Origin of the sequence: Actinacidiphila glaucinigra (assembly GCF_900188405.1) — a bacterium.
Taxonomy (GTDB): Bacteria; Actinomycetota; Actinomycetes; order Streptomycetales; family Streptomycetaceae; genus Actinacidiphila; species Actinacidiphila glaucinigra.
Genome location: NZ_FZOF01000039.1, coordinates 50,449 through 58,986, shown reverse-complemented (window position 1 = coordinate 58,986; position 8,538 = coordinate 50,449). Strand labels below are relative to the sequence as shown.

Below are 8,538 nucleotides of genomic sequence, written 5' to 3'. Positions count from 1 at the left end.
TCCGCGCCGCCCCACGTCTCCGCGCCGCCCCACGTCTCCGCGCCGCCCCACGTCTCCGCGCCGCCCCACGTCTCCGCGCCGCCCCACGTCTCCGCCCACTGGGCCGCCGCCTCCGCCCCCGGCCGGGCGTCCGCGCCCTGGGCCGCCGTGGGCCCCGCCGCCGGCGGCGAGCCCGAGGGCGGGCCGCCCCAGGAGCTGTACGGCACGGCCCCGGTGCCGGCGCCCCCGTACCCGCGTCCCGTGGGCGAGCGGGGCCCTGTCGGCGTCGCCTACCCGGCGGGCCCCGTACCGCCCCCGCCGCCCGCGCACCCCCCGGCCGCGGCCTGGTCCTCGCCCGTACCGCCCTCGGCGCAGCCGCCGTACCCTCCCCGGCCGCCGCACGCCCCAGCGCACGCCGCCCAGGCGCGGCCCCGTGCGGCCGCCGCCGCGCTGTGCCTGGTGCTGGGCCTCGGCCTGCTCGGCGGCGCCGGCGCTGGCGTGTGGATCAACCACGACCCGGCCGCTCCCACGCCCACGGCGGCGGAGGCCGGCAAGCGCGACTTCGCCCTCGCCCGCGGCCTGTGGCACAGCACGCCCGTCGACACGCTCTTCCCGTCCACCCTGCACGGCAAGGGCCTCGGTCCGGGCGGCGCCGAGCGCACCTGGACGCGGATCGGCGTGGCACCGGCCGGCGACTGCCGGGAGGCCTTCGACCCGCTGCTGGCGAAGGTGCTGCGCCCCGCCGGCTGCGTGAAACTGCTGCGCGCCACCTACGCCGACGCCACGTCGAGCGCCGTGACCACGGTCGGACTGCTCGTCACCAAGGCCGACCCCCCGACGATGCGCAAGCTGCACAACCGCTGGATCTCCGAACGACTGGGCTCCCGCAGGGATCTGATGCCCCGTCCGGTGGCCTTCCCGGGCACCGTCGCGGACGGCTTCGGCGACCGGCAGCGCGCCAGCTGGACCGTCACGGTCGCCGCCGACCTGCCGGTCGTCGTGTACGCGGTGAGCGGCTTCGCCGACGGCCGCGAGATCGCCGTCCCGCAGCCCGCCGCCTCGGCCGTCACCGCGGGTGCCACGGCCGCACCCGCACAGGCCGGACTGGGGCACGAGGCCGACGCGTTGGCCGACGCCGTCGCCGACCGGGCCCGCCGTGCCGCGGGTTCGCTGACCGCCACCCCGACGGGAGGTTCCGGATGAGGCGACTGGCCACCGCGATGACCGCCGCGGCCCTCGTCCTGCTGCCCGTCGTCCCGGCCCACGCCGACGCCGTACGCGACGCGGACTGGGCGCTGGACGCCCTGCACGCCCAGGATGCCTGGCAGCGGACGAAGGGCAAGGGCGTCACCGTCGCCGTCCTCGACACGGGCGTGGACGGCACCCACCCGGACCTGTCCGGCCAGGTCCTGGAGGGCAAGGACATGGTCGGCTTCGGGGCCCGCCGCGGCGACGCCGCCTGGGCCCGGCACGGCACCGGCATGGCCGGGATCATCGCCGGTCACGGCCACGGCCCCGGCGGCTCCGACGGCGTGCTGGGCATCGCCCCGCAGGCCAGGATCCTGCCGGTGCGGGTGATCCTCGAGGACAAGGACCCGCAGCGGAAGAAGGCCCGCACCACGCGCGGCAGCGCCCTCGCCGACGGCATCCGCTGGGCCGCCGACCACGGCGCCGACGTCATCAACCTCTCCCTCGGCGACGACAGCCGCACCGCCCACCCCGAGGCGCAGGAGGACGACGCGATCCAGTACGCCCTGCGCAAGGGGGTGGTCGTCGTCGCCTCCGCCGGAAACGGCGGCGAGCAGGGCAACCGGGCCTCCTACCCGGCGGCGTACCCGGGCGTCATCGCGGTGGCCGCCGTCGACCGCTACGGCTCCCGCGCCGCCTTCTCCACCCGCCGCTGGTACGCGACGGTCGCCGCGCCGGGCGTCGACGTCGTGATAGCCGATCCCAACCGCCGCTACTACGAGGGCTGGGGCACCAGCACCGCCTCCGCGTACGTGTCGGGCACGGCCGCGCTCGTCCGCTCCGCCTACCCCAGGCTCAGCCCCGCCCAGGTGAAGCGGCTGCTGGAGGACACCGCCCGCAGTTCCCCGGCGGGCGGCCGCGACGACGCCGTCGGCCACGGCCTGGTGGACCCGGCGGCCGCGCTGAAGGCGGCGGCGAAGGTCAAGCCCGAGGCCGTCGTGCCGAGCGCCGTCCCCTACACGCGCAAGTACTTCGGCGCCGGTCCCGACGCGGCGAAGGCGGCCGCGGCGGCCGACGGGGACGCCCTGGGCGACGGCATCGCCGTGGTCTTCGCGGTCGCGGGCACCGGACTGGTCGCCGCGGCGGCCCTGTTGTGGCTGCGGCCCCGGCTCACGAACTCCCGGAACGGCCGGCGGCGCGGCTGAAGGAGCCGACCGCCGCCCGCGCGGCCCGTTCCACCAGCGTGATGCCCGCGGCCTGCGTCGTGCTGCCGCGGGAGACCACGGCGACCAGGTACGTCCGCCCGCCGGCCCGGACCCGGCCGATGCTGTTGATGTCCCACAGCCCGGTCGTACTCCGCCGCAACCAGCCGTTCTTGACCTCGTAGGAGCCGTCGGCCGCGGTCGGCACGCCCCAGGCCTGCCCGGCCGCGACGCGTCCCATCAGCCGCCGGACATACGCGCGGGACGCCGCGTCGAGGGCGCCGTCGGCGCCGAAGACCCCTTGCAGCAGCGTGAGCTGGTCGGCCGCCGTGGTCTGGGTCAGCCCCCACAGCGGCCCGCTGCCCGCCGTGGTCGAGGTGAGCCCGAGGCGGTGGTTGGCGGCGTCCAGCCCGGCGCCCCGGCCTATCGCCCGCCACAGCGCGGTGGCCGCCGCGTTGTCGCTGTCCTCGATCATCACCTCGGCCCAGGCCTTCTCCTGCGCCGTCAGGTCCCGCCCTGCGTCCTGGGCCTGGAGCAGCAACGCCGCCAGGATGTCGACCTTGACGATGCTCGCCGTGTCGTACAGCCCGTCCCCGTGCACCGCACGGCCGCCCGTGGCGGTGTCCAGCACCGCCACCGAGTAGCGCGCCCGCGGGTCCCCGGACACGTCCCGCAGCGCCGTCGCCAGTACCTCGCTCCACACCATCCGGGGCTCCTCGCTCACCTTCACGATCGCCACGTTCGCCGCCCCGCCGGCCCCGGCCCCGGTCGTGATCACCGCCGCCGTGCGCGGCGGCGACGCCGCCCCGTACGTCGCCGTGCCGAGCACGGCGCACGCCAGCAGCGCGGTCGCCGTCACCGCGCGCACGGTGCCGCGAGGGGCGCGGGAGGCAGGGCCGGCGACGTCCGTGCCGCCGGGACGAAGTGCGGCGGGGTTCTCGTAAGCCATGCCCAGGGAAGCTAGGGACGGAAACTGCGCGGTCCGTGAGAGGCGGATGAAGGGGGCGTAAGAAATCGCGGCCCGGCAGCCCCGATACCCTCGGGAGGTGGCTCTCAAGAACATCCCCGACTCCGGCTTCTCCGACGACGACGGCACCGCCGACCCCCGGCTCGCGGCGGCGCTCGCCGCGTACGACGCCGATCCGTCGGCCGAACCCGAGGTGCTGGCGGCGCTCCCCGGCGCGCGCTTCCTGGTGCCGGTGGTGGCGCTGCTCGGGGAGGTCGAGGAGGGACCGGGAGGGCTGCGCCGCGAGAAGACCAGCGACATGGCGGTGCCGACCCTCCAGGCGGCCGACGGCCGCAAGGCGCTGCCGGCCTTCACCTCCACCGAGGCCCTCGCGCGCTGGCGGCCGGACGCGCGGCCGGTGGCGGTGCCGCTGGGCCAGGCGCTGCAGGCGCTGGCGCACGAGAAGGCCGACACCCTGCTGATCGACATGGCCGGGCCCGTGCCGTACGCGCTGACCGGCGGCGCGCTGCGCGCCGTCGCCTCGGGCCGCGCGGACGCGGACCCGCTGGCGGACCCCGCGGTCCGCGATGCCCTGCGGGCCGCGGTGGGGACGGCGCCGGAGGTGGTCCGTGCCCACCTCGTCCCCTCGGCGGACGCCGACGGCACGCTGGGGCTGGTCCTGGACGCGGGCGCCGACGTGCCGCAGGTCGCGCAGCGCGTCGCGGCGACGCTCGCGGCGGACGAGGTGCTGCGCGGCGCGCTGGTGCGCGGCATCGAGCTGGCGCTGCTCCCGGCGGACACCCGGCTGCCCGGCGAACCGCTCTTCACACGCTGACGGCGCCGCCCCACCGGGGGCGACGCCGTCTCGAACGTTCGGGAGGTGCGGCCGGCCTAGCCGTGGACGGGGCCGGTGAACTTCTCGCCGGGGCCCTCGCCCGGAGCGTCGGGGACGACGGACTCCTCACGGAAGGCGAGCTGCAGCGACTTCAGGCCGTCCCGCAGCGGGGCGGCGTGGTAGGAGCCGATCTCGGTCGCGCCGGCGGTGACCAGGCCGGCCAGGGCGGTGATCAGCTTGCGTGCCTCGTCGAGGTCCTTGTGCCGGTCGCCGTCCTCCGCGAGGCCGAGGTTCACCGCCGCCGCGCTCATCAGGTGCACCGCGACCGTGGTGATCACCTCGACCGCCGGGACGTCCGCGATGTCGCGGGTCATCGTGTCGAAGTCGGGGCGGTCCGCGGAGGGGGACTGGTGCTGGGGGCTGGCGTCACTCATGCCTCACACGATAGGGCCACGTCGGCCGATTACGGTCTGCGGTCGGACACTGGTATGCTTGACGATCGACCGGCTGGACACCCCGTGGACGTCACGGAAACGGAGCGCTTCAGCCCACAAGTGGAGGCTCCGATCTCCCACCTTGCCGGCCCCTCGAGGGCGGCGGGTCACCGGTCAGGTGCCGTGTCCCCGGAAGAGGACGCGGTGCCCGACGCGCCCCGCGGAATGCCGCGGCGGTGCTCCCGGTTGTGAGGAGCATCCGCCTGTGACCCGTATGGGGCGTTTTTCACGCCTCCTCACGGGCCGGACCAAGTTTTCAGACGTTACGCGCCTGTCAATCCAGTCAGTCGCGTGGTGCTACCGAGGAGGCCCCATCAGCGCCGAGCCCCGCATCAACGACCGGATTCGCGTCCCCGAGGTGCGACTCGTCGGTCCCAGTGGCGAGCAGGTCGGCATCGTGCCGCTTGCCAAGGCACTGGAGCTTGCGCAGGAGTACGACCTCGACCTGGTCGAGGTGGCGGCGACCGCACGCCCGCCGGTCTGCAAGCTCATGGACTACGGCAAGTTCAAGTACGAGTCGGCCATGAAGGCCCGTGAGGCGCGCAAGAACCAGGCGCACACGGTCATCAAGGAGATGAAGCTCCGGCCGAAGATCGACCCGCACGACTATGACACCAAGAAGGGTCACGTCGTCCGGTTCCTCAAGCAGGGCGACAAGGTCAAGATCACGATCATGTTCCGCGGTCGTGAGCAGTCGCGCCCGGAGCTGGGCTTCCGACTGCTGCAGCGGCTCGCCGACGACGTCCAGGACCTGGGCTTCGTGGAGTCCTCGCCGAAGCAGGACGGCCGCAACATGATCATGGTTCTCGGTCCGCACAAGAAGAAGACCGAGGCGATGGCCGAGGCCCGCGAGGCGCAGGCCGCCCGCAAGGCCGGTCGCCTGCCGAAGGACCCCGACGAGCCGGAGCAGGAGCAGGAGCTCGAGCTCGAGCACGAGCAGGACGCTCCCGCCGACGCCAGCTGACGCCGTCTGACGGCGTTGCCAGGACCCGGAGTTCGCTCCGGGTAACGCAATGAAGGACTGACGCTCTCCGTCCGCCCCCGGGCGGACGGGAGGGCCAGCGACGAGGAGACTACGGCGCATGCCGAAGAACAAGACCCACAGCGGTGCGAGCAAGCGATTCAAGATCACCGGCTCCGGCAAGGTGATCCGCGAGCGCGCCGGCAAGCGCCACCTGCTTGAGCACAAGCCGTCGACGAAGACCCGTGCCCTCACCGGCACTGTCGTCCTGGCCAAGCCCGACGCCAAGAAGATCAAGAAGCTTCTCGGCAAGTGACGGCACGCCCCCTTCGACCAGGGGGCGCGATGCTGGACCGGGACCCATTCGTTTTCGGGCCGTGTGAGCACCCCCACGGTCCCTTAGAAGGAGTTATCTAGTGGCACGCGTCAAGCGGGCAGTCAACGCCCAGAAGAAGCGCCGGGCGATCCTCGAGCAGGCCAGCGGTTACCGCGGCCAGCGGTCCCGCCTGTACCGCAAGGCGAAGGAGCAGGTCACCCACTCCCTCGTCTACAACTACAACGACCGCAAGAAGCGCAAGGGCGACTTCCGTCAGCTGTGGATCCAGCGCATCAACGCCGCTGCCCGCGCCAACGGCATCACCTACAACCGCTTCATCCAGGGTCTGAAGGCTGCCAACGTCGAGGTGGACCGCAAGATCCTCGCCGAGCTGGCCGTGAACGACGCCAACGCGTTCGCCGCGCTGGTCGAGGTGGCCCAGAAGGCCCTGCCGAGCGACGTCAACGCCCCCAAGGCGGCCTGACCCACGCTCTTCCGGACCCGCAGGCCCTGCGCCTGCGGGTCCGTGCTGCGTTCCGGAGCGCCGCGCCGCGCTTCCGGCCGGACACCGACGACCGAAGTGAGTGCACCGCCCATGCCCGGCCCCGAGCTGACCTCCCTGCGATCCCCCCGAGTCGTCGCCGCGCGGCGCCTCGCCAAGCGCAGCTTCCGCGGCAAGGAGCGGCGCTTCCTCGCCGAGGGACCGCAGGCCGTGCGCGAGGCCATGGCACACCTGGTCGAGGTCTACGTCACCCCCGAGGCCGCCGCCCGGCACGAAGGGATCGTCGCCGCGGCCCGCGCCGCCGGGGTGCCCGTGCTCACCGCGACCGACGAGGTCGTCGCCGAGATGTCGGACACCGTCACCCCGCAGGGGGTCATCGGGCTGTGCCGCTTCCTGGACACCCCGTTCGAGGAGGTGCTGCGCGCCCGGCCGAAGCTCGTCGCCGTCCTCGCCCATGTGCGCGACCCCGGCAACGCCGGCACCGTGCTGCGCTGCGCGGACGCCGCGGGCGCGGACGCGGTCGTCCTCACCGACGCCTCCGTCGACCTGTACAACCCCAAGGCCGTACGCGCGTCCGTCGGCAGCCTCTTCCACCTTCCGGTCGCCGTCGGCGTTCCCATGGAGACCGTCGTGGACGGCCTGCGCGGGGCCGGGGTACGGCTGCTCGCCGCCGACGGCGCGGGGGAACGCGACCTCGACGCCGAACTCGACGAGGGCACGATGGGCGGCCCCACCGCCTGGATCTTCGGAAACGAGGCCTGGGGCCTGCCGGAGGAGACCCGCGCACTCGCGGACGAGGTGGTGCGCGTCCCCATCCACGGCCGCGCCGAGAGCCTCAACCTCGCCACGGCCGCCGCCGTGTGCCTCTATGCCTCCGCTCGCGCGCAGCGTGCTCCCGGAGGGTGCCGCTCCGTAACGATGAGCTAGTAGTGTGACGCCCCGGGGACCGCCCTGGAGAGGGGGTTACGGGGATGGACGTCAGGATGAACGGCGGCACGCCGCCGAGCGCGCCGGAGGGCTGGCCGACCGTCCTGACCGAACTCGGCGTCACAGCCGACGAGCTCCCGGACGGCCTCGTCGTCGCCGACGAGCACGGGATCGTGCTCTGCTTCAACGCCGCCGCCGCCCGGATCACCGCGCTCGACCCCGCCGACGTCCTCGGCCGCCCGATCGAGCAGGCGCTGCCCCTGGAGGACCTGGACGGGCGCCGCTGGTGGCAGCTCACCGACCCGTACGCGGGCCTGGCCACCCGCACCGGGCAGCCCGAGCGCAACCTGCTGCTCCCCGGCGGCCGCGAGGTGCTGGTCTGCGCCCGGTACGTCCGCGACCACCCCACGGGACCGGTGCGCCGGCTGGTCGTCGCGCTGCGCGGCACCGAGGCGCGGCGGCGCACCGAGCGCAGCCACGCCGAGCTGATCGCCACCGTCGCGCACGAGCTGCGCTCCCCGCTCACCTCGGTCAAAGGCTTCACCGCCACGCTGCTGGCGAAGTGGGAACGCTTCACCGAGGACCAGAAGAAGCTCATGCTGGAGACCGTGCACGCCGACGCCAACCGCGTCACCCGGCTGATCGCCGAGCTGCTCGACATCTCCCGCATCGACTCCGGCCGCCTGGAGGTGCGCCGGCAGCCGGTCGACATCGCCGCGGCGGTGCGCCGCCACGTGGACGCCCTCGTCGCCGCCGGACAGCCCGCGGACCGCTTCGCCGTACGGGTCGCGCAGTCGCTGCCCTCGCTGTGGGCCGACCCCGACAAGGTGGACCAGATCCTGGGGAACCTGCTGGAAAACGCCGTGCGCCACGGCGAGGGAACTGTCACCATTGACGTAGCACCCTCGTCGTCTCCGCGCGAGCGCGGATGGTCCGGAACAGCGGTGACCGTGAGCGACGAGGGACCCGGCATCCCGGAGGAGTCCATGAACCGCGTCTTCACCCGCTTCTGGCGGGGCAGCAAACGCGGCGGCACGGGCCTGGGGCTGTACATCGTCAAGGGCATCGTCGAGGCCCACGGCGGCTCGATCACGGTGGGTCGCGCGCCCGGCAAGGGCGCCCAGTTCCGATTTACCCTGCCCGTCGGGGCGCCGGCCTTCGCGGCCTGAGCATCGCGTGGTGATCCAC

General features: G+C 74.1%; 10 protein-coding genes. 8 read left to right on the top strand and 2 right to left on the bottom strand.

From position 1 onward, the window contains the following. On the top strand, positions 1-1,182 hold a 1,182-nt coding region (locus CHF15_RS46665; protein WP_322975720.1), incomplete at its 5' end, for a hypothetical protein. Continuing rightward, positions 1,179-2,372 (top strand): type VII secretion-associated serine protease mycosin, encoded by a 1,194-nt coding sequence (mycP, locus tag CHF15_RS40320; protein ID WP_089228914.1) that lies wholly within the window; start codon positions 1,179-1,181, stop codon positions 2,370-2,372. The genes CHF15_RS46665 and mycP, both read left to right, overlap by 4 nt. On the opposite strand, the gene CHF15_RS40315 is transcribed toward mycP, so the two are convergent. Continuing rightward, positions 2,338-3,318, bottom strand: a complete 981-nt coding sequence (locus CHF15_RS40315; RefSeq protein WP_378360639.1) for a serine hydrolase — start codon at positions 3,316-3,318, stop codon at positions 2,338-2,340. The genes mycP and CHF15_RS40315 overlap by 35 nt on opposite strands. A 97-nt stretch (positions 3,319-3,415) precedes the next feature. Between CHF15_RS40315 and CHF15_RS40310 the strand changes: the two genes are divergently transcribed. Next, positions 3,416-4,150, top strand: a complete 735-nt coding sequence (locus CHF15_RS40310) for an SseB family protein (protein ID WP_089228913.1) — start codon at positions 3,416-3,418, stop codon at positions 4,148-4,150. A gap of 56 nt (positions 4,151-4,206) precedes the next feature. Here CHF15_RS40310 and CHF15_RS40305 read toward each other — a convergent pair whose 3' ends face one another. Continuing rightward, positions 4,207-4,584: a DUF1844 domain-containing protein gene (locus CHF15_RS40305; RefSeq protein ID WP_018564308.1), complete on the bottom strand. Its 378-nt coding sequence runs from the start codon at positions 4,582-4,584 to the stop codon at positions 4,207-4,209. Between the two features lie 337 nt (positions 4,585-4,921). Between CHF15_RS40305 and infC the strand changes: the two genes are divergently transcribed. The 5 genes from infC to CHF15_RS40280 all read left to right on the top strand — a co-directional run bounded on the left by infC (position 4,922) and on the right by CHF15_RS40280 (position 8,519). Next, on the top strand, positions 4,922-5,608 hold the full coding sequence (infC, locus tag CHF15_RS40300) for a translation initiation factor IF-3 (protein WP_375815623.1): 687 nt from the start codon (positions 4,922-4,924) through the stop codon (positions 5,606-5,608). 118 nt (positions 5,609-5,726) lie between these two features. Further along, the gene (rpmI, locus tag CHF15_RS40295) at positions 5,727-5,921 is read left to right on the top strand and encodes a 50S ribosomal protein L35 (protein ID WP_018564306.1); all 195 of its coding nucleotides are present in this window, start codon (positions 5,727-5,729) and stop codon (positions 5,919-5,921) included. A 100-nt stretch (positions 5,922-6,021) separates the two neighbouring features. Then, the gene (rplT, locus tag CHF15_RS40290) at positions 6,022-6,405 is read left to right on the top strand and encodes a 50S ribosomal protein L20 (protein WP_018564305.1); all 384 of its coding nucleotides are present in this window, start codon (positions 6,022-6,024) and stop codon (positions 6,403-6,405) included. A gap of 111 nt (positions 6,406-6,516) precedes the next feature. Then, on the top strand, positions 6,517-7,350 hold the full coding sequence (locus tag CHF15_RS40285) for a TrmH family RNA methyltransferase (protein WP_089228912.1): 834 nt from the start codon (positions 6,517-6,519) through the stop codon (positions 7,348-7,350). A gap of 56 nt (positions 7,351-7,406) precedes the next feature. Continuing rightward, positions 7,407-8,519: a sensor histidine kinase gene (locus tag CHF15_RS40280; protein ID WP_375815624.1), complete on the top strand. Its 1,113-nt coding sequence runs from the start codon at positions 7,407-7,409 to the stop codon at positions 8,517-8,519. Positions 8,520-8,538 lie beyond the last annotated feature (19 nt).